Here is a 23,507-nt window from a genome sequence, read left to right on the forward strand (position 1 = left end):
CTACTCCCGCGGCCCGTAGCGCAGCGCGGCCTGGCGGCGGCGCACCACCTGGTAGGGCCGCCACAGGTAGCTGAGCGGAATGCTCCACACATGCACCAGGCGGGTGAACGGCGCGATCAGGAACAGGGTCAGGCCGAGGAAGATGTGCAGCTTGTAGACCCAGTGCACGCCCTCGATGAAATCGGCCGCGCCGGCACGGAAGGTGACGATGTGCTGCGCCCATTCGGCCAGCAGCACCATCACCCCGCCGTCCAGGTGGCCGGCCGAGATCCGGATGCTGTACAGGCCCAGGCACAGCTGCGCGAACAGCAGCACCAGCACCAGGGTGTCGCCGAAGCTGCCGGTGGCGCGCACCCGCGGATTGGTCAGCCGGCGCACCAGCAGGATGACGATGCCGACGAAGCACAGCGCGCCGAACAGGCCGCCGACCACCATCGCCAGCAACTGCTTCTGCGAGGAGGTGATGAACTGCTCGTACACCGCATGCGGGGTGAGCAGGCCGACCAGGTGGCCGCCGAGGATCGCCAGCACGCCGATGTGGAAGCAGTTGCTGCCGATCCGCATGCCCTTGTCCGACAGCAGCTGGCTGGAGCCGGTGCGCCAGGTGTACATGGCCTTGTCGTAGCGCGCCCAGCTGCCGATCAGCAGCACCGCCACGGCGATGTACGGATAGAACTGGAAGGCGAACTGGTGGAGGTAATGGTTCATGGCTGCACCTCTGGATGCGAAGGACGGGCCGGGGAACGCCGGGGCGGCGCGCAATCCTGCGCGGGGGCATCGCTGCCGAAGCGGACCGCTTCCTCTTCCCACAGCCGGTCCATGGCCTCGCGGGTGTCATCGCGCGCTTCCTCGCTCGCGCGCTGGCGCAGCAGCGCCAGGTTGACCTTGCCGTCGCCGGCCTCGACCAGGATCTCCAGCAGCACCGCGTGCGGCAGCTCGCGCTCGGCCGCGCGCGCGGCGAGCATGCCGGCGATGTGGCCGACGTGGTGCAGCCAGTCGCGGGCCTCGGCCTGCGGCCGGTGGGCAAGGAATTCCAGCAGCAGCGGCAGGTAGTCCGGCAGCTCGCGCGCGTCGAGCTCGAAGCCGTTGCGGCGGTACGTATCCACCAGGTCCACCATCGCCTGGCCGCGGTCGCGCGATTCGCCGTGGATATGCTCGAACAGCAGCAGGCTCATCGAGCGGCCGCGATCGAAACTGCCCAGCCAGCGCGCCTGCGCATCGAGCGGATCGCTGTCCAGCAGCGCCTGCACGAAGCCGCGCAGCTGCCGCTGGCGCGCCGGCGCAAGGGCCGGGTCGTCGCACGCGGCCAGCAGCTCAGGCCCGTGCTCCCACAGTTCGTCGCGCGGGTAGTCCAGCAATACCCCGATCAGCTTGAGCAGGCTCATTCGACCACCTCATGCCGGTGCTGCCGGTTCGGGTGAACCGCGTAGGCGGTGGTCTTGCGCTGCCCGAACAGGTCGGCCGGGCTGTCGCCGTTGCAGCCGTTGCCGAAGGTGAAGCCGCAGCCGCCGCGCTCGCCGAACGCGTCGTTGGCGTACTCGCGGTGGCCGGTGGGGATGACGAAGCGGTCCTCGTAGTTGGCGATGGCCAGGTAGCGGTACATGTCCTCGGCCTGGGCCACGCTCAGCCCCGCCTGCTCGAGCACGCGGGTGTCCTCGATGCCGTCCACGTTCCTGGCCCGGCGCCAGGCGCGCATCGCCATCAGCCGTTCCAGCGCGCGTACCACCGGTGCCTCGTCGCCGGCCGAGAGCAGATTGGCCAGGTAGCGCACCGGGATGCGCAGCGAGGCCACGTCCGGCAGCTCGCCGCTCATGCCGATGCGGCCGCGCTCGGCCGCGTTCTGGATCGGCGACAGCGGCGGCACGTACCAGACCATCGGCAGGGTGCGGTATTCCGGGTGCAGCGGCAGCGCCAGCTTCCAGTCGATCGCCAGCTTGTACACCGGCGACGCCCTGGCCGCGTCCAGCCAGCTGTCCGGAATGCCCTCGGCGCGCGCGGCGGCGATCACCGCCGGGTCCGTGGGATCGAGGAAGATGTCCAGGTGCGCCTGGTACAGGTCCTTCTCGGCCGGCGCCGCGGCCGCCTCGGCGATGCGGTCGGCGTCGTACAGCATCACCCCGAGGTAGCGGATGCGGCCGACGCAGGTTTCCGAGCAGATGGTCGGCTCGCCCATCTCGATGCGCGGGTAGCAGAAGATGCACTTCTCGGACTTGCCGCTCTTCCAGTTGTAGTAGATCTTCTTGTACGGGCACGCCGACACGCACATGCGCCAGCCACGGCACTTGTCCTGGTCGATCAGAACGATGCCGTCCTCCTCGCGCTTGTAGATCGCGCCCGACGGGCAGGCGGACACGCAGGCCGGATTCAGGCAGTGCTCGCACAGGCGCGGCAGGTACATCATGAAGGTCTTCTCGAAGGCGCCGTAGATCTCCTTCTGCACCTGGTCGAAGTTGTAGTCGCGGGCGCGCTTGCTGAACTCGGTGCCGAGGATCTCCTCCCAGTTCGGGCCCCACTCGATCTTCTGCATGCGCTCGCCGCTGATCAGCGAGCGCGGCCGCGCGGTCGGCTGGTGCTTGACCTCCGGTGCATCGTGCAGGTGCTGGTAGTCGAAGTCGAACGGCTCGTAGTAGTCGTCGATCTGCGGCAGGTCGGGGTTGGCGAAGATCTTGGCGAGCATGCGCCAGCGGCCACCGGCGCGCGGCACCAGCTTGCCGGCGCGGGTGCGCACCCAGCCGCCGTTCCACTTGTCCTGGTTCTCCCACTCCTTCGGGTAGCCGATGCCGGGCTTGGTCTCCACGTTGTTGAACCAGGCGTACTCCACGCCCTCGCGCGAGGTCCACACGTTCTTGCAGGTGATCGAGCAGGTATGGCAGCCGATGCACTTGTCCAGGTTCAGCACCATCGCGATCTGTGCGCGCACTTTCATCACACCACCTCCCCGGCGGCGACCGCAGCGGTCTCGCCATCCAGCCAATCGACCTTGTCCATCTTGCGCACGATCACGAACTCGTCGCGGTTGGTGCCGCAGGTGCCGTAGTAGTTGAAGCCGTAGGCCAGCTGCGCATAGCCACCGATCATGTGGGTGGGCTTGAGCACCACGCGGGTGACCGAGTTGTGGATGCCGCCGCGGGTGCCGGAGATCTCCGAACCCGGCACGTTGATGATGCGTTCCTGGGCGTGGTACATCATCGCCATGCCCGGCATCACCCGCTGGCTGACCACCGCGCGCGCGGCGATCGCGCCGTTGACGTTGAACAGCTCGATCCAGTCGTTGTCCTCGATGCCGGCGCTGCGCGCGTCGTCCTCGCTGATCCACACGATCGGGCCGCCGCGCGACAGCGTCTGCATGATCAGGTTGTCGCTGTAGGTACTGTGGATGCCCCACTTCTGGTGCGGGGTGATCCAGTTCAGCACGATCTCGCGGTTGCCGTTCGGGCGCTGGTTGAGCAGCGGCTGCACCGTGCGCGTGTCGACCGGCGGCCGGTAGCCCATGAAGGCCTCGCCGAAATCGATCATCCACTCGTGGTCCTGGTAGAACTGCTGGCGGCCGGTGATGGTGCGCCACGGGATCAGCTCGTGCACGTTGGTGTAGCCGGCGTTGTAGCTGACGTTCTCATCCTCCAGTCCCGACCAGATCGGCGAGGAGATGATCTTGCGCGGCTGCGCCTGGATGTCGCGGAAGCGGATCGCCTCGTGCTCCTTGCCCACCGCCAGGTGGGTGTGCTCGCGGCCGGTGAAGCCGCCCAGCGATTCCCACGCCTTCACCGCGACGTGGCCGTTGGTCTCCGGCGCCAGGTGCAGGATCACTTCGGCCGCGTCGATGGCCGATTCGATCGCCGGGCGGCCGTGGCTGACGCCGTCCTCGCGCACGGTGTGGTTGAGCCGGCCGAGGAATTCCACCTCGTGCCGGGTGTCCCAGCTCATGCCCTTGCCGCCGTTTCCGAGCTTGTCCAGCAGCGGGCCCAGCGAGGTGAACTTGCGGTACAGGTTCGGGTAGTCGCGCTCGACCACCGCCATGCCCGGCATGGTCTGGCCGGGGATGGCCTCGCACTGGCCCTTCTTCCAGTCGGCCACGCCGAACGGCATGCCCAGTTCGTTCGGGGTGTCGTGCAGGGTCGGCACCAGCACCAGGTCCTTCTCCACGCCGAGCACGCCCGGCGCCATGTCGCTGACCGTGCGCGCCACGCCCTTGAAGATCTCCCAGTCGCTGCGCGACTCCCACGCCGGGTCCACCGCCTTGGACAGCGGATGGATGAACGGGTGCATGTCCGAGGTGTTGAGGTCGTCCTTCTCGTACCAGGTGGCGGTCGGCAGCACGATGTCGCTGTACAGCGCCGTGGTGCACATGCGGAAGTCGAGCGTGACCAGCAGGTCGAGCTTGCCCTCCGGCGCTTCGTCGCGCCACTTCACTTCCTGTGGCTTGAGCGCACCCATCTCGCCCAGGTCCTTGCCCTGCAGGCCGTGGCGCGTGCCCAGCAGGTGCCGCAGCATGTATTCGTGGCCCTTGCCGGAGGAGCCCAGCAGGTTGGAGCGCCAGATGAACATCATCCGCGGGTGGTTCTGGCTGGCGTCCGGGTCGGCGAAGGCGAAGTCCAGCGAGCCGTCCTTGAACTTGCCCAGTGCGTAGTCGGCCGGCGCCACCCCGGCCGCCTCGGCCTCGCGCACCAGCTGCAGTGGATTGCGGTCCAGCTGCGGCGCGCACGGCAGCCAGCCCATGCGCACCGCGCGCAGGTTGAGGTCAGCCAGGCTGCCGGCGTACTTGGAGGCATCGGCCAGCGGCGACAGCAGCTCGTCCACCTGCAGCTTCTCGTAGCGCCACTGCCCGGTGTTGAAGTAGAAGAACGAGGTGCCGTTCATCTGCCGCGGCGGCCGGCTCCAGTCCAGGCCGAAGGCCAGCGGCTGCCAGCCGGTCTGCGGGCGCAGCTTCTCCTGGCCCACGTAGTGCGCCCAGCCGCCACCGGTCTGGCCCACGCAGCCGCACATGACCAGCATGTTGATCAGGCCGCGGTAGTTCATGTCGTTGTGGAACCAGTGGTTCATGCCGGCGCCGACGATGATCATGCTGCGGCCGCGGGTCTTGTCGGCGGTGCGCGCGAACTCGCGGGCGATCTCCACCACCTCCGCGCGCGGCACCCCGGTGATGCGCTCCTGCCAGGCCGGGGTGCCCGGCACGTCGTCGTCGAAGCTCGCCGCCACGTTGCCGCCACCGAAACCGCGGTCCACGCCGTACTGCGCCAGCAGCAGGTCGTAGACCGTGGCCACCAGCGCGTCGCCGCCATCGGCCAGCGCCAGCCGGCGCACCGGGATGTTGCGTTCCAGCACCTCCTCGGCCGGCGCGGCGGTCCAGCCGTCGGTCTCGATGCCGCCGAAGTAGGGGAAGCTGACCGGCTCGATGCCGTCGTTGCCATCGGCCAGGCTCAAGCGCAGGCGGGTGGCGGCGCCGCTGCTGGCCTTTTCCTCGATGTTCCACTTGCCCTTCTCGCCCCAGCGGAAGCCGATCGAGCCGTTGGGCACGACGATCTGGCCGCTGGCCTCGTCATACGCCAGCGTCTTCCATTCCGGATTGTTGGCCTCGCCCAGCCCGCCCAGTTCGCTGGCGCGCAGGAAGTGGCCCGGCACCAGGCGGCCATCAGCGCGGCGCTCCAGCCGCACCAGCAGCGGCATGTCCGAATACTGGCGGCAGTAGTCCTGGAAGTACTGCGACGGCGAATCGACATGGAACTCGCGCAGGATCACGTGGCCGAAGGCGAACGCCAGCGCCGCGTCGGTGCCCTGCTTGGGATGCAGCCAGTGGTCGGTGAGCTTGGCCACCTCGGAATAGTCCGGGGTGATCGCCACCGTCTTGGTGCCGTTGTAGCGCGCCTCGGTGAAGAAGTGGGCGTCCGGGGTGCGCGTCTGCGGCACGTTCGAGCCCCAGGCGATGATGTAGCGGCTGTTGTACCAGTCGGCCGATTCGGGCACGTCGGTCTGCTCGCCCCATACCTGCGGCGACGCCGGCGGCAGGTCGCAGTACCAGTCGTAGAACGACAGGCAGGCGCCGCCGAGCAACGACAGGTAGCGCGCGCCGGCGGCGTAGGACACCATCGACATCGCCGGAATCGGCGAGAAGCCGACCACGCGGTCCGGGCCGTACTGCTTGACCGTGTACAGGTTGGAGGCGGCGATGATCTCGTTGGCCTCCTCCCAGCGCAGGCGCACGAAGCCGCCCATGCCGCGGCGGCTCTTGTACGCGCGCGCCTTTTCCTTGTCCTCGACGATGCTGGCCCATGCCTCCACCGGCGGCAGCGTCTTGCGCGCCTGCCGCCACAGGCGCAGCAGCGTGCCACGCACCAGCGGGTACTTCAGCCGGTTGGCGCTGTACAGGTACCAGGAATAGCTGGCACCGCGCGGGCAGCCGCGCGGCTCGTGGTTGGGCAGGTCCGGGCGCGTGCGCGGGTAGTCGGTCTGCTGGGTTTCCCAGGTCACCAGTCCGTTCTTGACGTAGATCTTCCAGCTGCACGAGCCGGTGCAGTTCACGCCATGGGTGGAGCGCACGATCTTGTCGTACTGCCAGCGGGCGCGGTAGCTGTTCTCCCAGTCGCGGCCTTCGCTCTTGCTGAAGCCGTGTCCATCGGCAAAGGGTTGCGGGTCGCGCTTGAAGAACTGCAAGCGATCGAGGAAATAACTCATCGTGGATCTCCCTTTGCGGACATCTGCATCGTGGCTGTGGCGTTCATGGCTGCGGTGCGTGCCGGGGTTGTCAGCAGGGCGCCTCCGCGCCGCGCCGGTAGTACCACCACCAGGTCACGGCCAGGCAGGTGATGTAGAAGGCGATGAAGCCGTACAGCGCCATGTCCGGGCTGCCGGTCAAGGTGATGGACGAGCCGTAGCTCTTGGGGATGAAGAAGCCGCCATAGGCGCCGATGGCCCCGGAAAAGCCGACCACGGCGGCCGACTCGATCCCGGCCTGGCGGCTGGCGTCGGCCTTGCCCTGCGCATCGGCACCGGCCGACAGGCGTTCGTGCAGGGTGCGGAAGATCACCGGGATCATGCGGAAGGTGGTGCCGTTGCCGATGCCGCTGAGCACGAACAGCGCCATGAACGCGGCCAGGAAGCCGAAGAAGTTGCCGCCCTGGCCCTTGTCGGGCAGGAAGTGCAGCACGCCGAACACCGCCGCGACCATCAGCGCGAACACCCAGAAGGTCAGCCGCGCCCCGCCCCAGCGGTCGGCCAGGCTGCCGCCGACCGAGCGCATCAGCGCGCCGAGCAGCGGGCCGATGAAGGCGTAGGTCATCGGGTTCACCTCCGGGAACTGGCTCTTGACCAGCATCGGGAAACCGGCGGAGAAGCCGATGTACGAGCCGAACGTGCCGATATACAGCCAGCACATCAGCCAGTTGTGCTTGCGGCGGAAGATCACTGCCTGCTCGGTGAACGAGGAGCGCACGCTGGTCAGGTCGTTCATGCCGAACCACGCAGCCAGGGCGGCCAGCGCGATGGCCGGCACCCAGATGAAGCCTGCGTTCTGCAGGAACAGGTGGCCACTGCCATCGACCAGTGCCTGCGGCGGCCCGGCCAGCATGCCCAATGCGCCTACGGTGATGACCAGCGGCACCACCGCCTGCGCCACCGACACGCCGACGTTGCCGAGTCCGGCGTTCAGGCCCAGCGCCAGTCCCTGCTTCTGCTTGGGGTAGAAGAAGGAGATGTTGGACATCGACGAGGAAAAGTTGGCGCCGCCGAAGCCGCACAGGATCGCGATCAGCACGAATACCCAGTACGGCGTGGCCGGGTCCTGCACCGCAAAACCGAGCCACAGCGTGGGCAGCAGCAGCGAGGCGGTGGACAGCGCGGTCCAGCGGCGCCCGCCGAAGATCGGGATCACGAACGAATACGCCACGCGCAGGGTGGCGCCGGACAGGCTGGGCAGCGCCACCAGCCAGAACAGCTGGTCGGTGCTGAAGTCGAAGCCGATGCGCGGCAGGCTGATCGACACCGCCGAGAACAGCACCCAGACCGAGAAGGCCAGCAACAGTGCCGGGATCGATATCACCAGGTTGCGCGTGGCAACCCGCCGGCCCGTGCGCTCCCAATAGCCGGCGTCTTCCGGCTGCCAGTCGCCGATGGTCCGGCCGGGACCTGCGTTGCTGCGTTGCATCACTTCTCTACCGGCGGTCATGCATGGCTCCAAGGCTGCAGATGACGACGTGTAGGTACAAAGATTCAGGCAGTACCTGTCTGGTCCGCGATTAGGCCAGCAGGCGGGTCGAGCCGGTTTTGATTTCGATCAATCCACGCCGGTTTTCGATCTCTCCATGACAAATGTCAAGCCGAAGGCTTGACCGGGCGTACTGCATCACGCCGCCGCATGCTGTCGCGCACGTCCACATCCAGCTGCAGACGCACGCTGTCGCTGCCGGCGCTCGATTCGAAGCAGATCCCTTCACGGCTCGGCAAACGGGCCTGCAGTTCCCGCACCGCATCAATCGGCAGCGCCACCTGGCAATCACCGGCCGTGGCGGAAACGACGGCCGCGCCCGCATTCAGGCGCAACGCCAGCGACCAGCCCGCACCGGCGCCGAGTCGCAGCGTATCGGTCACCGTCTCACCGGCCAGCAGGCGCGCCAGCTCATCTTCATCCACGCGCAGGCGCAGCGACTGCTGCCGGAACTGGACCTTCACGATGCAGCCTCCTGCCATTGCACGGGCGTGTTGCAGTTGAACAGGCAGGCCTCGTCACCGGGCGCCAACGGCAGCCGCCGCGTGGCCAGGCGCTGTTGCAGGGCATGCAGCGAACGCGGGCCATGCGGGTCGTCGAGCATCGCCGCGAGCAGTGCGCGGCAGTCCGCATCGATATCCAGCAGCATCGGCAATGGATGCCCGGCCAGCGCCGTGCAGCCGCCGCGGTGCGCGGCGTGCAGCCGCTGCAGCAGCGCCGGGGTCAACCGCGGCATGTCCACCGCCACCACCCAGGCCGGCCCGTCGGGCATCGCCATCGCCACGCTGTACAGCCCGCCCAGCGGGCCGCAATGCGCGATCCGGTCGGGAATGCCGGCGAAGGCCGGATACGCGCCGCTGACCCAGACCCGCTGCGCGCCGGCCTGGCGCAGCAGTCCGCGCATGTGTTCCAGCAACGTGCGCCCGTGCCAGGGCAGCAGCGCCTTGTCGCGGCCCATGCGGCTGGAGCGGCCGCCGGCCAGCACGATGCCGGCCGGCGCTGGCCGGTTAATCGGCGTGATCGTGGCCATGCGCCGCGCCGCCTTCGCCATGGCACAACGCGCAGCCTTCGCTCCACTGGCTGTCGCCGTCCTCGTAATGTTCCTGCTTCCAGATCGGGCAACGGTGCTTCACCGCCTCGATCAACTGCCGGCAGGCGCGGAACGCCTCGTCGCGGTGCGGGCTGCCGGCGGCGACCACCACCGCCACCTCGCCCACCGCCAGCCGTCCGCGGGCGTGGGCCACGTACAGCTTCACGCGCGGGCCGAAGGCGGCCTCCACCTCCGCGGCCAGGCGCTGGAACTCGTTCAGCACCAGCGGCTCGAACAGGTCGTAGGTGATGCCGTGCACCGCGCGCCCCTGGTTGAGGTCGCGCACCTTGCCGATGAACACGTCGATGCCGCCGAAGCCCGGATCGGATACCGCGGCGATCGCCTCGGCCGGGTCGATGGCGGCGCTGGTGCGGTCCAGCACCTTGCCGATGAACACGTCGTTGCCCATCTCAACCTCCACTCACCGGCGGCAGGATCGCCACGCGGCCATCTTCGGGCAGCCGCTCGTGCTCGCGCAGCACGCTCTGCTGGTCGGCGAACACCGAGTAGTCCAGCAGGCCGGCGCGGAACTGCGGCCAGCGCTGCGGCAGCAGCGTGCGCAGCGCCTGGCGCAGGTCGGCCACGTGGTCCCCGGCCACGTCCACCACGATCTCGCGCGAAGCTTCCAGCTCGGAGAAGGCGCCGAACAACTGCAGGTTCACCTGTTTCATGACGGCACTCCGCCCATCAGCTGCACCGGGTCGTGGTGCCCGGGACCCTGCACGCGTACATGGGTGCCGGCCGCGGCAAGACCGGCGTCGCCTTCCAGCACCGCCCAGGCATTGGCGTGCAGCATCGACATCAGGCGGAACGATTCCTGACCCGCCAGCAGTCGCACGCCCAGTTGCCCGCGTTCATCCGCCTCGACCCGCGCGCGCGCATGGAAGCGCAGGCCCGGCGGCTTGCGCGCGTCGGCCAGCAGCGGCAGGTACAGCGCCGGCTCCGCGTCCATGCCAAGCATCCTGCGCAGCACCGGCTCGACGAAGAAGCGCTGGCCGACCGCCGCCGACACCGGGTTGCCGGGCAGCCCGAAGTACAACGCGCCGTCGGCCAGCACCGCGAACAGCAGCGGCTTGCCCGGGCGGATGGCCACCTTGTGGAAAACGATGCGCGCGCCACGGGCACGCAGGGCATCGGGGATGAAATCGTAGCGGCCCTGCGACACCGCGCCGGTGCTCACCAGCACCCGCGCACCGGCCGCCAGCGCCTGGTCCAGCACCGCATCGAAGGCGGCCACGTCGTCGCCGACCGTGCCCTGCCACGCCACCTGCGCACCGGCCGCGCGCAGGCGGCCGACCAGGTAGGGCCGGTTGCTGTCGCGGATCTGCCCGGAGTCCAATGCCTGCGCCGCGTCGGTGACCAGCTCCTTGCCGGTGGCGATCACTGCGGCCTGCGGCCGCGCGGCGACCGCCAGTTCGCCCACGCCGATGGCATGCAGCAGGGTGCAGGCGTTGAGATCCAGGCGCTGGCCGGCGCGCAGCACGCGCTCGCCTTCGGCCACGTCCTCGCCGCGCAGGCGCACGTGCTGGCCGGGCCTGACCTGCGCGCCCAGGGCGATGCGGGTGGGCCTGCCGTCGCGACTGTCGAGGAGGGTGACCTGTTCGACCGGCACCACGCTGTCCAGCCCGATGGGCATGCGCGCACCGGTCATGATTTCCCATGCGCCGCCAGCGTCCCGCGCGGCGGCGCTGCCGGGGTCGCCGGCCGCCTGCCAACCCCGGACGGAAAACTCCATGCCGGCATCGAGCGGCGTGCCGCCGGCATGCAGGGCGAAGCCGTCCATCGCCGAATTGTCGAACGGCGGCAGCGACTGCGCGCTGAGCACGTCGCTGGCCAGCACCCGCCCTTCGGCCCGTTCCAGTGGCACCCGTTCGGGCGGCAGCGGCGCGGCGGCGTCGAGCAGGTGCCGCAGCGCTTCGTCATAGGCGATCATCCCGCGCTCCCGTGGCCAGCGCCGCCCGCCATCGCCAGCGCGTGGCCCAGTACCGGCGCGAGGATGTCCAGGCACTGCGCCGCCGCACGCGGGCTGCCGGGCAGCGCGAACACCAGCATGCCGTCCAGCTGCACCACCTCGGCGCGGCTGAGCCAGGCCATCGGCGTGTGCTGCGCGCTGAGCGCACGCAGCATCTGCGCCAGCCCGTCCACCCGGCGCGCGCCCAGCGACTGCAGCGCCTCCGGCGCCAGATCGCGCGGCCCCAGCCCGGTGCCGCCAGTACACAGGCACAGGCGCACGCCGGCAGCGGCCAGCGCGCGCAGGCGGCCGGCCAGCGGCTCGACGCCGTCGGGCAGCAGTTCCGTGGCCACGACTTCGCCCCCCAGCGCCTGCAGTCCGGCGACCAGGCGCGGGCCGGATTCATCGTCGTAGATGCCCTGGCTGGCGCGGTCGCTCAGGGTCAGCACCGCGCACGCGGCGCCGCCCAGGCCCTGTGGCGGGCGTGGCCTGAAGCGGGCCCGCTCGGCCTCGTCCATGCCGTCGGGGTGCAGCCACAGGCCCTTCTTGCCGCCTTCCTTGAACAGCAGGCGGATGCCCTCGATGCGCAGCGCCGGTTCCACCGGCTTGCTCAGGTCGTACAGGGTCAGCAGGGCCGCGTTGACCCCGGCCAGCGCCTCCATCTCCACGCCGGTACGCGCTTCGCTGGCGCATTCGCACCACACCCGGATCGCCTGCCGCTCGGGCACCGGCGCGCAGTACACGTGCACCAGCTCCAGCGGCAGCGGGTGGCACAGCGGCATCAGTGCCGATGCCATCTTCGCGCCCTGCAGGCCGGCGATCTCGGCCATCACCAGCGCATCGCCCTTGGACAGGCGGCGCTCGACGATCAGCGGGTAGGCCACCGGCCCGGCGTGCAGTTCGCCCACCGCCACCGCGCGGCGGCGGGTAACGCGCTTGTCGCGGACGTCGGCCATGTGGAATGCCGCATTCATCTGACCACTCATCGTGCTGCTCATCCTCCGATCGAGGCCAGGTGCGGGGTCAACCCGGTCCGGCCCTGGTGCAATCCGTGCCCGGCCGCTTTCAGGCCGAGTTGGGTGGTGATGCGCGCCAGCAGCGCGTCGTGGTCGGCGTCGGATTGCAGCAACGGCCGCAGCGCCACCCCGAAATCGCCGAACAGGCACAGCCGCAGGTCGCCGCGGGCGGTGACCCGCAGGCGGTTGCAGCCGGCGCAGAAATCGCGCGAGTACGGCGCGATGATGCCGATGCTGCCGCGATAGGCCGGGTGCACGTACTCGCGCGCCGGCCCGGCGTCGGCAACGCGCGGGCGCAGACTCCAGCCGGCGGCCTGCAGCTGCTCCACCAGCACGTCGGCGCGCAGGTGGTGGCGCTGGAAATAGTCGCCGTTGTCGCCGGTGCGCATCAGTTCGATGAAGCGCACGCTCAGCGCACGCTCGCGCAGGAACTCCATCCACGCCGGCAGCTCGTCGTCGTTGCGGTCACGCAGCAGCACCGCGTTGAGTTTGACCGACTGCAGCCCCAGCGCCTGCGCCATGGCGATGCCTTCGAGCACCTCCGGCAACCGGTCGTGGCCGGTGATGGCATGGAAGCGCTCGCGCTGCAGGCTGTCCACGCTCACGTTGAGCGCGGTGAGTCCGGCCCGGTGCCAGTCCGGCAGGTAACGCGGCAGCCGGGTGCCGTTGGTGGTGATGGCGACCTTGCGGATCCCCGGCACCCGCGCCACCGTGGCGATGATCCGGGTCAGGTCCCTGCGCAGGCTCGGCTCGCCGCCGGTCAGGCGGACCTTGTGCATGCCCAGGGTGGCGAACGCGCGCACCAGCCGGGCGATCTCCTCCACCGCCAGGAAGCGCGGCCGGCCGTCGGCGTGGTAACCATCGGGCAGGCAATAGCTGCAACGGAAGTTGCATGCCTCGGTGAGCGACAGCCGCAGGTAGGGGAAGCTGCGACCGAAGCCGTCGGTGAGCTGGCTCATGGCGGTTCCACCGTCGTCCACTGGCCCGGTTCGCCGGGATACTCCCACTTGCGTCAATGGGTTGCCAGCCTACCTTGTCGCACATCGGCGCCGACATGACATGGATCAATCATGCGCCGGACAGGTATGGCAGCATGCGGCAACCGCGTTCCTTTACCGTGACGATGCCATGATGCTGAGCGATTTCGATGGATTGCTGCGTGCCGCGCTGCAACAGGCCGAGCCGCAGCGCCTGCTGTTCGTATTCGTGCGCGCGGAACTTCCCGAGTCCCCCAGCAGCGACCAGCACGCGCGCCATGCCGCCGGCGAGGGCGGCACGCTGGCGCCGGTGCTGTGCGTGGACAAGGCGCCGCGCGAAGTCGCCTCGTTCGCCGCGCTGGCCGCCGAATCCACCGCCACCGGCATGGCGTGGGACCTGGTGTTCGTCGCCGCGCTGGAAGGCCGCGCCGGCGTCGCCCCGTCCCCCGACGAAGCGGCGCAGCCGCTGCGGCTGATGGTCAACGCGATCAACGACGGGCAGGTCAGCCGTTTCGCGGCCTTCGACCGCGCCGGCGAACCGGTCCAGTTCTACTGAGCCACCAGCTGCAGGGTCAGGAAGAACACCACCAGCACGGTGTTCAGGCCCCACACCACGGTCAGCCCGCGTGCGGCCACGCCATAGTTGGGGTTGCGCGCGGAGGGTGCGGCGCGCCACACCGCCGGGATGATCCAGCCGGTATACAGCAGCAGCACCACGAACAGGCCCAGCAGCAGTTCGGTCATGCCTTGCGCCAGCGCCCACAGCGCCGCCGCCCACAGCAGGTTGCTGGGAATCACGCCCTGCAGCCAGAACACGCGCCACAGGTGCGAGGGTGGAGACTTGCCATCCGGTGCGCTCATCGAAGTCGCTGCGGTCATGGTGCTCTGTCCCGTGTCATGCCTCGCGAGAGCTTGCGCCCAATGCACGGGGCGGTCAAACCGGCCGCGCGGCTCAGTGGGGTACGCCGACGATGACGCTGGATGCCTTGAACAGGACCGTGACCACGATTCCCGGCTCCAGCGCCAGCGCCCGCGCGCTTTCCCGGGTGATGATCGCCACCATGCTGCAGCCATCGCCCACGTCCACGACGATTTCGTCGTTGACCGCGCCCTGGCTGATGCGGCCGACCGTGCCGCTGAAACGGTTGCGCGCCGAATAGCGCGCGCCCTCCACGTCGCGGGCGACGATCACCGACGACGCGTCGACCAGCGCGAAGGCCGGTGTCCCCACCTCCAGCCCGAGGCTGTGCACGCTGTCGCGGGTGATGGTGGCCACGACCCGCAGTCCCGGGGTCACTTCCAGCAGGACCTCGTCGTTGACCGCACCGGCCACGATGCCGCGGACATGCCCGTGGAACTGGTTGCGCGCACTGGTGACCATGCCGATCCTCCGTATCAGGGCCAAATCGTCGCCCAGCCCCGGCAGGGACTGGAGGGAATGCAGGAAGCGCCGGTGCTCGCGTTCGAGCTGCTCGAAGTGGCGGATCAGCTGGCGGCCGCGCTCGGTGAGCCGGGCGCCACCGCCCCCACGTCCGCCCACGGTACGCGCGACCAGTGGTTCGCCGGCGGCGGTGTTCATCGCGTCCACCGCGTCCCACGCGTTCTTGTAGGTCATGCCCATGCGTCTTGCGGCCTGGCTGATCGAGCCGCAGGCATCGATCAGGCCCAGCAGAGCGAAGCGGCCGCGGCCGCCCAGGCTTTTCCCGTCCACGCTCAGCCACAGGTGGCCGTGCGGCTCGACAGCGGCATGCAGGGGAGAATCGGCCATGTCGCGGTTGCTCGTCCATCACGCTGCGGGAGCGTGCAGTGTACGGCGGCAGCTACATCGGCCGTGCTTGACCTTCGTCAAGGACGGCCAGGACGCGCGGGGCAAGAATCGATGACCGGGTCGACCGTGGGAGTTGGTCGTGCCCACCGCTATATCATTCTGGATATAACGGAATCCGAGGACCGCCAAGATGCGTACCCGCCGTTTCGTTCTGCCCCTGTCCGCGCTGTTCCTGCCGTTGTCGGCCTTCGCCGCCAACGCCCCGTCTTCCGCCCCGGTGTTCACCCTGGGCAGCGTTGATGTCCATGCCCGCCGCGGCAGCTCGGCCACCGTCGCCGAGCACACCCTGGATGCCGCGCGCATCCAGCAGCTGGACCGCGACACGGTCGGCGAGGCAGTCGCCGTACTGCCCGGTGCGAGCCTGTCGCGCAATTCGCGCAACGAGGACATGCTCTACCTGCGCGGCTTCGACCCGCGGCAGGTGCCGGTCTTCCTCGACGGCGTCCCGCTGTACGTCCCGTACGACGGCTACGTGGACTTCGGCCGCTTCACCACCTTCGACCTGGCGCAGATCCAGGTCGCCAGCGGCGGCGCCTCGCTGCTGTACGGGCCGAACATCCTCGGTGGCGCGATCAACCTGGTCAGCCGCCGCCCCGAGCGCCCGTTCGAAGGCAACCTGCGACTGGGCATCGCCGATGGCGGCGAGCGCAAGGCCGCGCTGAACCTCGGCGGCCGCCGGGGCGACTGGTACTACCAGCTCGGCTGGTCGCAGCTGAAGGCGGACGCGTTCCCGCTGCCCGATGGCTTCCGCGACTACAAGAGCGTGCCCACCGATACCGGCGACGACCGCCGCAACGCCGATCGCGACGACCGCCGGCTGTCGTTCAAGCTCGGCTACACCCCGCGCGAGGGCGACGAGTACGCCCTCGGCTACGCCCGCCAGGACGGGGAGAAGGGCAATCCGGTCTATACCGGCAGCGCGCGCGGCGGCATCCGCTACTGGCGCTGGCCGTGGTGGGACAAGGACAGCCTGTACTTCGTCGGCAACACCCGGCTGGGCCGGCACGCCACGCTGCGCACCCGCGTGTACCGCGACACCTACGGCAACGGCCTGGAGGCCTATACCGACGGCAGCTACGCAACCGGGCTGGACAACAGCAGCTTCCCCAGCGTCTACGACGACCGCACCGTCGGCGGCTCGGTGACCCTGGCCGGCAGCGCGCTGGAGCGCCACGAACTGCAGCTGGCCATCCACTACAAGGACGACCGGCACAGCGACCGCAACCGCAACGCGCCGACCAAGGACTACCGCGACGTCACCACCTCGGTGGCGGTGGAGGACCGCTTCGCCCTGACCGCTGCCTCGCACCTGCGCTTCGGCCTCGGCCACGACCGCCGCGAGGCCCGGCGCGTCTACTACTGGCCCACCGGCAGCGCCGACGCCACCAACGCCGTGCTCGAATACGTGCAGCAGCTGGCACCGGACCGGCAGTGGTACGCGAGCGCCGCGCGCCGCACCCGCTTCCCGACCATCAAGGACCGCTATTCGGCGCGCATGGGCGCGGCGCTGCCCAACCCGGACCTCGCGCCAGAACATGCCACCCATCTCGAACTCGGCCTGCGCGGCCGCTGGTGGGAGGGCGCGCAGGTACAGGCTGCGGTATTCCACAGCCTGATCGACGACCTGATCCAGAACGAGGTGGTCGCCTCCACGGCCTGCGGCGGCAGCACCTGCAACCGCGCGCAGAACATCGGCCGCGCCCGTCACCTCGGCGTCGAACTGGGCCTGCAACAGCAGCTGGCCGGGGACTGGGAGCTGCAGGGCAGCTACGCCTGGCTGCGCCGCACCAATCTGGAGAACCGCAACGTGGCCCTGCTGGACAGCCCGCGCCAGCGCCTGTTCCTGGTGCTGGGCTGGGCCGCGCTGCCGCAGCTGCGCCTGCAGGCCACGCTGGAGGCCGAGCAGGGCCGCCGGGTCAGCTACGCCAATGCCGCCGCCCCGGTGCGCGAGCTGCCAGGCTTCGGCACGGTGGGCGTGAAGGCGAGCTGGATGCCGCGCGACGGACTGGGCCTGGACCTGGGCGTCCGCAACGTCGGCGACAAGTGGTATGAACTGGCCGACGGCTACCCGATGCCGGGCCGTACCTGGTTCGTCAACGTCAACAGGAGATTCTGAGCATGGCCGAGCGCATTCCCGTACGCATTGCCGCGCTGGTCCACGATGCCGGCGACGGCCCGGACCCGGACGCGGTGCTGGCAGCCTTTGCGACGCGGCAACTGGCTGCCGGCCACCGCGTGCGCGGGCTGGTGGCGCTGCCACACGAGGCCGCGCCCAACGGCAAGCGCATGGTGCTGATGGACGTGGCCGACCGCACCGCCCGCTACCCGATCAGCCAGGCGCTGGGAGCGGCCGCCTGCGGCTGCAACCTGGACCCGCGCGGCATCGCCGATGCCAGCGGGGTACTGCGGCGGGCCGTGCGGGAACCGGCCGAATTGGCCATCGCCAACCGTTTCGGCACGCTGGAAGCGCAGGGACGGGGCATGGCCGACGAACTGCTGGCATTGATGCTGGCCGGCATCCCGCTGCTCACCGTGGTGAACGCGCGTTACCTGGCCGCATGGCGCGATTTCACCGGTGGGCAGGCACGCGAACTGCCTCCCCGCGACGACGCCCTGCAACGCTGGTGGGATGCATGCCGCGCCACGCCGGCGGTGGCGGGATGAAGCGCCGCGCGCTGTTGCAGGCGCTGGCTCTGGCGCCGCTGCTGGCGGCGGGCAACGGCCCGCTGCGCGCGATGCCGGCGCAGCGCGTGCTGCGCCTGGGGGAGCCCAGGGGCGTCCCCGCACGGGTGTTTGCCGCCGGCGCTCCGGCGGCCGTGCTGATCGCCGCGCTGGCGCCGGAACGCCTGTTGGGCTGGCCGATGCAGATGGCGCCCGAGGCGCTGGCGCTGCTGCCCGCGCCGCTGCGCGCGCGTCCGGTGATTGGCCGGCTGGCGGGGCGTGGCAGCACGGTGAGCCTGGAACGGCTGCTGGCGATGCAGCCGGACCTGGTGCTGGATGCCGGCGATTTCGACGCCAACTACCGCTCCTCCGCCGAACGGGTCTGGCAGCAGACCGGCATTCCCATCGAACTGGTGGCCGGGCGCCTGCCCGACCACCCGACCCAACTGCGCCACGTCGGCCGGCGGCTCGGCGTGGCCGCGCGCGGCGAAGCGCTGGCGCAGGCCGCCGAGGCGCAGCTGGCGCTGGTCCGCGAGGTACTGGCCACGCGCGCGCCCGACGCCCGGCCGACGGTCTACTACGGCCGCGGCGGCGACGGGCTGGAGAGCGGGCTTGCCGGTTCGATCAATACCGAGGTCATCGAGTTCTGCGGCGGCCGCAACGTCGCCGCCGCCGTCGGCAGCGGCGGGCTGGCACGGGTATCGCTGGAACAACTGCTGGCGTGGGACCCGGACGTGATCCTGACCCAGGATGCGGCATTCGCCGCCAGCGCATCGCAGGACCCGCGCTGGCGCAGCCTGCGCGCGGTGCGCAGCGGACGCCTGCACTGCGCGCCGACCCTGCCGTTCGGCTGGCTCGACGGCCCGCCAGGCATCAACCGCCTGCCGGGGCTGGCATGGCTGCTGGCACGGCTGCACCCCGGCGCTACCCCGGCGCTGGCGCCGGCCGCGCTGCGGGCGCGCATCGACGCACTGCACCGTCTGCTGTGGGGCTCGCGCTTGCCGGCCGGCATCGCCGATGCGCTGGAGCCTGGCCGGTGAGAGCCGGTGCGGTGCCGCGCTGGGCCTGGCACGCCGGTGGCTGGGGCCTGCTGCTGGCGATGCTGTTGCTGGCCTTCGCCGTCGGCCAGTTCCCGGTGCGGCCGACGATGCTGCTGCAGGCGCTGGGATCGCAGCTGTTCGGCATCGGCGAGCCGGTTCCGCCGACGGTGCATGCGGCGCTGTGGCACATCCGCCTGCCGCGGGTACTGGCGGCGGTACTGATCGGCGCGGTGCTGTCGGCTGCGGGTGCCGCCTACCAGGCGATGTTCCGCAACCCGCTGGTATCACCGGACATCCTCGGCGTTTCCGCCGGTGCCGGGCTGGGCGCCTCGCTGGCGCTGTTCCTCGGCCTGCCGATGCTGCTGGTACAGGGTTTCGCCTTCGCCGGCGGGCTGGCGGCGGTGGCGCTGGTGTGCCTGGTCGCCGCCCTGGTGCGCCGCCACGAGCCGGTGCTGGTGCTGGTACTGGCCGGCGTGGCGGTATCGGCGTTGCTCGGCGCCGGCATCTCGCTGCTCAAGCTGCTGGCCGACCCGTACACGCAACTGCCGTCGATCACGTTCTGGCTGCTCGGCGGGTTGAACGCGGTGGTCGGCGACGACCTGCGCGTCAGCGCGCCGCTGCTGCTGGCCGGCCTGCTGCCGCTGGTGCTGCTGCGCTGGCGGGTGAACCTGCTGGCGCTGGGCGACGAGGAGGCCGGCGCGCTCGGCGTGGCGGTCGTTCCCTTGCGCTGGACGCTGATCGCGGCGGCGACGCTGTGCACCGCAGCAGCGGTGTCGCTGGCCGGCATCATCGGCTGGGTCGGGTTGGTGGTGCCGCACATCGCGCGCCTGCTGGTCGGCGCCGACTTTCGCCGGCAGCTGCCGGCGAGCCTGCTGCTGGGCGCCAGCTTCCTGCTGGCCGCCGACACGCTGGCGCGCACGCTGGCGCCAATCGAACTGCCGCTGGGCATCCTCACCGCCTGCGTCGGCGTGCCGTGCTTCCTGTGGGTGCTGGCCCGCAGCGGAGGCCGCGCATGAACGCCGCGACCCCGCTGCTGGAAGCGCGCGCGCTGGCCATCGGCCATGCCGGCGTCGCATTGGGTGCGCCGCTGGCGCTGTCGCTGCAGGCCGGTGAAGTGGTGTGCCTGCTCGGCCCCAACGGCTGCGGCAAGACCACGCTGTTCCGTACCCTGCTGGGCCTGCTGCCGGCGGTGGCCGGCGAAGTGCGGCTGCATGGCCGGCCCTTACGCGGCCATGACCGCGCGCAGCGCGCGCGCCTGCTCGGCTACGTGCCGCAGGCTGCGCCGTTGCCGTTCGCCTGGCGCGTGCGCGAGCTGGTGGCGATGGGCCGCGCCGCGCACCTGGGCCTGCTGGCCGCGCCGGGCCGCGCCGATGAAGAGATCGCCGACGCCTGCCTGCAGCAACTGGGCATCGCCGCATTGTCCGCGCGCACGGTGGATACCCTCAGCGGCGGCGAACGGCAACTGGTGCTGGTCGCGAGGGCGCTGGCCCAGCAGGCGCGGGTGCTGGTGATGGACGAACCCACCGCCAGTCTCGACTTCGGCAACCAGCTGCGCATCCTCGACACCGTGCGCGCGCTGGCCGGACGCGGCATCGGCGTGCTGCTGTCCACCCACCAGCCGCAGCATGCACTGCAGGTGGCCGACCGCATCGCGCTGATGGCCGGTGGCAGCCTGCAGGCGCTGGGCCCGGCGCACGAAGTCGCCACGCCCGCCCGGCTGGCCACGCTGTATGGCGTGGACGCCGCGCGCATCGCCGCCTCCCTTCCCGCCACCGGAGCCATGCCGCGATGACCGCCCTGCCCCCGCCGATCGACCATGCCGCCCGCTACCGCCAGCACCTGCAGGCCTGCGGCTACGCGCCCAAACCGGCCAGCGCGTGGGATGCGCGGGCGGCGCAACCGGGCTGGAAACGACGCCACGACGACTACAGCGACGCCTTCCTCGCGCGGCTGGACCTGGACGGCGTGGACAGCGTGCTCGACATCGGCTGCGGCCCCGGCCTGCTCAGCCTGCCCATCGCCGCGCGGGTGCGGCAGGTGCATGCGCTGGACTACAGCCGCGGCATGCTCGATGGCCTGCGCGCGGCGATCGCCCGCGCCGGCGTCGGCAACATCCAGCCGTGGCAGCTGTCCTGGGAAGACGACTGGAGCGCGGTGCCGCGCTGCGATGTCGCCATCGCCTCGCGCTCGTTGATGGTGCCGGACCTGGCACAGGCGCTGGCGAAGCTGGACGCGCACGCGCGCCGGCGCGCCTGCATCACCTTCGCCACCGGCCCGCGCACCGGCGCCGGCGAGCTGGCCGCGTTGTTGCGGCGCACGTGGACGCCGATGCCGGACCATCGCTACCCGGTCAACCTGCTGCTGGACATGGGCCGCCTGCCGCGCGTGGACTACCTTCCGGTGCCGGTGCCCGCTGCCGACACGGAGGCGGCTGACCTGCTGCAACAGGCCGAAGCGCTGTTCGGCGAACTCACCGCCACGGAGCGGCAATCGCTGTGCGACTGGCACGCGGCGTCCCCCGACAACCGGCTCGGGCCGGCTCCTACGTGCCGCTGGGCCTTCATCTGGTGGGAAACCGGCGGCTGAGCACCGGACACCATCGGCCGTGCCCCGCGTGGGGCGGATGGAACGACAAGGGCCGCCCTGTGCGGAGCGGCCCTTGTCTGCACACACATCAGGAACGGGCGAGCGTCAGTGGTCGGCGGCCTTGCTGGCGCCGACGCCGGTCTCGGCGCGGACCTGCTGCGCCGGGTAGGCCGCACGCTCGGCCTTGGCGCGCGCGCTGTTGTCCAGCACCGAGAACAGCCAGATGGCGGCGAAGGCGATGGTCATCGAGAACAGCGCCGGGCTGGTGTACGGGAACGGCGCGCTGCCGGCCGGATTGCCCAGCGTATCCACCCACACCGACGGCGACAGCAGCGTCAGCAGCAGCGACGAGGCCAGGCCGAGGAAGCCACCAATCACCGCGCCGCGGGTGGTGCAGTCCTTCCACAGCAGCGACAGGATCAGCACCGGGAAGTTGGCCGAGGCGGCGATGGCGAAGGCCAGCGACACCATGAAGGCCACGTTCTGCTTCTCGAAGGCGATGCCCAGCAGCACCGCGATCACGCCCAGCACCAGGGTGGTGGCGCGCGACACGCGCAGTTCGGTGCCCGCCGGCGGCCTGCCCTTCATGATCACCGTGGCGTACAGGTCGTGCGACACCGCCGAGGCACCGGACAGCGTCAGCCCGGCCACCACCGCCAGGATGGTGGCGAACGCGACCGCGGAGATGAAGCCCATGAACAGGTTGCCGCCCACCGCCTTGCCGACCAGCACCGCAGCCATGTTCGGCCCGCCCTGGATGGTGCCGGTGACCGGGTCGGCGTACGCCGGGTTGGTCAGCACCAGGGCGATGGCGCCGAAGCCGATGATGAAGATCAGGATGTAGAAGTAGCCGATCCAGGTGGTGGCCCAGAACACCGACTTGCGCGCCTGCTTGGCATCGGGAACGGTGAAGAAGCGCATCAGGATGTGCGGCAGGCCGGCGGTGCCGAACATCAGCGCCATGCCGAAGGAGATGGCCGAGATCGGATCCTTGACGAAACCGCCCGGCCCCATGATCGACAGGCCGGCCGCGGCGGCCTCCTCCGCGCTCTTGCCGCCGTTGGCGGCGATCTGGGCCTTGACCTGCACCGCGGTGGAGAACAGCTTCTCGAAGCTGAAGCCGAACTGCCACATCACCATCAGCGCCATGAAGGTCACGCCGGACAGCAGCAGGCAGGCCTTGATGATCTGCACCCAGGTGGTGGCGGTCATGCCGCCGAACAGCACGTAGACCATCATCAGCACGCCCACCAGCACTACCGCGATCCAGTAGTCCAGGCCGAACAGCAGCTTGATCAGCGCACCGGCGCCGACCATCTGCGCGATCAGGTAGAACAGCACCACCACCAGCGTGCCGGAGGCGGCGAACAGCCGGATCGGCTTCTGCGCGAAGCGGTAGCCGGCGACGTCGGCGAAAGTGAAGCGGCCGAGGTTGCGCAGCCGCTCGGCCATCAGGAAGGTCAGGATCGGCCAGCCGACCAGGAAGCCGATGGCGTAGATCAGGCCGTCGTAGCCGTTGGCCATCACCGCCGCGGTGATGCCCAGGAACGATGCCGCCGACATGTAGTCGCCGGCGATCGCCAGGCCGTTCTGGAAGCCGGTGATGCCGCCGCCGGCGGTGTAGAAATCGGACGCCGAGCGAGTGCGCGCGGCGGCCCACTTGGTGATGCCCAGGGTCGCCAGCACGAATACGGCGAACATGACGATCGCCGTCCAGTTGGTGGGCTGGCGCACGGTCTGGCCGATGTCGCCGCCGGCCGCCAGGGCCGCGCCGCTGGCGGCCAGCAGGGCGAGCAGCGCGGCCGGGCGCAGGAACGAACGGGTCATTGCGCGTCCTCCACGATCTGCTGGGTCAACTGGTCGAACTCCTTGTTGGCGCGGCGCACGTAGAAGCCGGTGATCAGGATGGTGAACACCATCAGCCCCAGCGCGATCGGGATGCCGATGGTGGTGATCCGGCCCTCGCCCAGCGGGGTGGCGAGGAATGCCTTGTCGAAGGCGATCAGGCCGATGTAGCCGTAGTAGGCCAGCAGCATCAGCGCGGTGAGGATCCAGCCCAGGCGGTTGCGCGACTGGCGCAGCCGCTGGTAGGCCGGGTGGGAGGCGATCCGCTCAACACGGGGATCGACGGAAGCATTCATCGGGATTCTCCAGATTTCGG

23 protein-coding genes are annotated in these 23,507 nt (G+C 70.2%); 7 read left to right on the forward strand and 16 right to left on the reverse strand.

Translation table 11 applies throughout. The annotated features are described in order from the left end of the window. The 12 genes from narI to moaA all read right to left on the reverse strand — a co-directional run bounded on the left by narI (nucleotide 1) and on the right by moaA (nucleotide 13,213). Nucleotides 1-708: a respiratory nitrate reductase subunit gamma gene (narI, locus tag F0P95_RS02975; RefSeq protein ID WP_182335635.1), complete on the reverse strand. Its 708-nt coding sequence runs from the start codon at nucleotides 706-708 to the stop codon at nucleotides 1-3. Continuing rightward, nucleotides 705-1,385: a nitrate reductase molybdenum cofactor assembly chaperone gene (gene narJ, locus F0P95_RS02980; RefSeq protein WP_054668391.1), complete on the reverse strand. Its 681-nt coding sequence runs from the start codon at nucleotides 1,383-1,385 to the stop codon at nucleotides 705-707. Before narJ ends, narI begins: the two co-directional genes overlap by 4 nt. Next, the gene (gene narH, locus F0P95_RS02985) at nucleotides 1,382-2,926 is read right to left on the reverse strand and encodes a nitrate reductase subunit beta (RefSeq protein ID WP_182335636.1); all 1,545 of its coding nucleotides are present in this window, start codon (nucleotides 2,924-2,926) and stop codon (nucleotides 1,382-1,384) included. The genes narJ and narH overlap by 4 nt, the downstream gene beginning before the upstream one ends. Next, nucleotides 2,926-6,669 (reverse strand): nitrate reductase subunit alpha, encoded by a 3,744-nt coding sequence (locus F0P95_RS02990; protein WP_182335637.1) that lies wholly within the window; start codon nucleotides 6,667-6,669, stop codon nucleotides 2,926-2,928. The genes narH and F0P95_RS02990 overlap by 1 nt, the downstream gene beginning before the upstream one ends. Before the next feature lie 70 nt (nucleotides 6,670-6,739). Next, entirely contained in the window at nucleotides 6,740-8,158 is a 1,419-nt protein-coding gene (locus F0P95_RS02995; RefSeq protein ID WP_182335638.1) for a NarK family nitrate/nitrite MFS transporter, read from the reverse strand. A 146-nt stretch (nucleotides 8,159-8,304) separates the two neighbouring features. Then, nucleotides 8,305-8,661 (reverse strand): DUF7009 family protein, encoded by a 357-nt coding sequence (locus F0P95_RS03000; protein WP_182335639.1) that lies wholly within the window; start codon nucleotides 8,659-8,661, stop codon nucleotides 8,305-8,307. Next, nucleotides 8,658-9,227: a molybdenum cofactor guanylyltransferase gene (gene mobA, locus F0P95_RS03005; protein ID WP_182335640.1), complete on the reverse strand. Its 570-nt coding sequence runs from the start codon at nucleotides 9,225-9,227 to the stop codon at nucleotides 8,658-8,660. Before mobA ends, F0P95_RS03000 begins: the two co-directional genes overlap by 4 nt. Next, nucleotides 9,205-9,696 (reverse strand): molybdenum cofactor biosynthesis protein MoaE, encoded by a 492-nt coding sequence (locus F0P95_RS03010; protein WP_182335641.1) that lies wholly within the window; start codon nucleotides 9,694-9,696, stop codon nucleotides 9,205-9,207. The genes mobA and F0P95_RS03010 overlap by 23 nt, the downstream gene beginning before the upstream one ends. Nucleotide 9,697: 1 nt before the next feature. Then, nucleotides 9,698-9,958, reverse strand: a complete 261-nt coding sequence (locus F0P95_RS03015; RefSeq protein WP_182335642.1) for a MoaD/ThiS family protein — start codon at nucleotides 9,956-9,958, stop codon at nucleotides 9,698-9,700. Next, on the reverse strand, nucleotides 9,955-11,220 hold the full coding sequence (locus F0P95_RS03020; protein ID WP_182335643.1) for a molybdopterin molybdotransferase MoeA: 1,266 nt from the start codon (nucleotides 11,218-11,220) through the stop codon (nucleotides 9,955-9,957). Before F0P95_RS03020 ends, F0P95_RS03015 begins: the two co-directional genes overlap by 4 nt. After that, a complete protein-coding gene (gene moaCB, locus F0P95_RS03025; protein WP_182336720.1) occupies nucleotides 11,217-12,224 on the reverse strand; it encodes a bifunctional molybdenum cofactor biosynthesis protein MoaC/MoaB in 1,008 nt (335 codons plus the stop codon). Before moaCB ends, F0P95_RS03020 begins: the two co-directional genes overlap by 4 nt. Nucleotides 12,225-12,232: 8 nt before the next feature. Then, on the reverse strand, nucleotides 12,233-13,213 hold the full coding sequence (moaA, locus tag F0P95_RS03030) for a GTP 3',8-cyclase MoaA (protein WP_182335644.1): 981 nt from the start codon (nucleotides 13,211-13,213) through the stop codon (nucleotides 12,233-12,235). Nucleotides 13,214-13,382: 169 nt separating this feature from the next. Between moaA and F0P95_RS03035 the strand changes: the two genes are divergently transcribed. Further along, nucleotides 13,383-13,787, forward strand: a complete 405-nt coding sequence (locus F0P95_RS03035) for a ribonucleotide reductase subunit alpha (RefSeq protein WP_182335645.1) — start codon at nucleotides 13,383-13,385, stop codon at nucleotides 13,785-13,787. Here the strand turns inward: F0P95_RS03035 and F0P95_RS03040 are convergent. Beyond that, nucleotides 13,781-14,110, reverse strand: coding sequence for a hypothetical protein (locus tag F0P95_RS03040; protein ID WP_054668411.1), 330 nt, complete (start codon nucleotides 14,108-14,110; stop codon nucleotides 13,781-13,783). The genes F0P95_RS03035 and F0P95_RS03040 overlap by 7 nt on opposite strands. Before the next feature lie 73 nt (nucleotides 14,111-14,183). Continuing rightward, the gene (locus F0P95_RS03045) at nucleotides 14,184-14,999 is read right to left on the reverse strand and encodes a TOBE domain-containing protein (RefSeq protein WP_182335646.1); all 816 of its coding nucleotides are present in this window, start codon (nucleotides 14,997-14,999) and stop codon (nucleotides 14,184-14,186) included. Nucleotides 15,000-15,189: 190 nt separating this feature from the next. Between F0P95_RS03045 and F0P95_RS03050 the strand changes: the two genes are divergently transcribed. The 6 genes from F0P95_RS03050 to F0P95_RS03075 are packed head-to-tail and all read left to right on the forward strand — an operon-like array spanning nucleotide 15,190 to nucleotide 21,346. Then, on the forward strand, nucleotides 15,190-17,175 hold the full coding sequence (locus F0P95_RS03050) for a TonB-dependent receptor plug domain-containing protein (protein ID WP_182335647.1): 1,986 nt from the start codon (nucleotides 15,190-15,192) through the stop codon (nucleotides 17,173-17,175). A gap of 2 nt (nucleotides 17,176-17,177) precedes the next feature. Beyond that, a complete protein-coding gene (locus F0P95_RS03055) occupies nucleotides 17,178-17,723 on the forward strand; it encodes a DUF2478 domain-containing protein (RefSeq protein WP_182335648.1) in 546 nt (181 codons plus the stop codon). Further along, nucleotides 17,693-18,760, forward strand: coding sequence for an ABC transporter substrate-binding protein (locus tag F0P95_RS03060; protein WP_232528747.1), 1,068 nt, complete (start codon nucleotides 17,693-17,695; stop codon nucleotides 18,758-18,760). Before F0P95_RS03055 ends, F0P95_RS03060 begins: the two co-directional genes overlap by 31 nt. Beyond that, nucleotides 18,757-19,776 (forward strand): FecCD family ABC transporter permease, encoded by a 1,020-nt coding sequence (locus F0P95_RS03065; protein ID WP_232528748.1) that lies wholly within the window; start codon nucleotides 18,757-18,759, stop codon nucleotides 19,774-19,776. Before F0P95_RS03060 ends, F0P95_RS03065 begins: the two co-directional genes overlap by 4 nt. After that, entirely contained in the window at nucleotides 19,773-20,552 is a 780-nt protein-coding gene (locus F0P95_RS03070) for an ABC transporter ATP-binding protein (RefSeq protein ID WP_182335649.1), read from the forward strand. The genes F0P95_RS03065 and F0P95_RS03070 overlap by 4 nt, the downstream gene beginning before the upstream one ends. Then, nucleotides 20,549-21,346, forward strand: a complete 798-nt coding sequence (locus F0P95_RS03075; protein ID WP_182335650.1) for a class I SAM-dependent methyltransferase — start codon at nucleotides 20,549-20,551, stop codon at nucleotides 21,344-21,346. The genes F0P95_RS03070 and F0P95_RS03075 overlap by 4 nt, the downstream gene beginning before the upstream one ends. 105 nt (nucleotides 21,347-21,451) lie before the next feature. On the opposite strand, the gene F0P95_RS03080 is transcribed toward F0P95_RS03075, so the two are convergent. Beyond that, complete coding sequence (locus tag F0P95_RS03080; RefSeq protein WP_182335651.1) at nucleotides 21,452-23,173, reverse strand: cation acetate symporter; 1,722 nt, start codon at nucleotides 23,171-23,173, stop codon at nucleotides 21,452-21,454. After that, nucleotides 23,170-23,487, reverse strand: coding sequence for a DUF485 domain-containing protein (locus F0P95_RS03085; protein WP_054668419.1), 318 nt, complete (start codon nucleotides 23,485-23,487; stop codon nucleotides 23,170-23,172). The genes F0P95_RS03080 and F0P95_RS03085 overlap by 4 nt, the downstream gene beginning before the upstream one ends. Between the last annotated feature and the right edge of the window lie 20 nt (nucleotides 23,488-23,507).

Source organism: Stenotrophomonas acidaminiphila (genome assembly GCF_014109845.1).
Taxonomy (GTDB): domain Bacteria; phylum Pseudomonadota; class Gammaproteobacteria; order Xanthomonadales; family Xanthomonadaceae; genus Stenotrophomonas; species Stenotrophomonas acidaminiphila.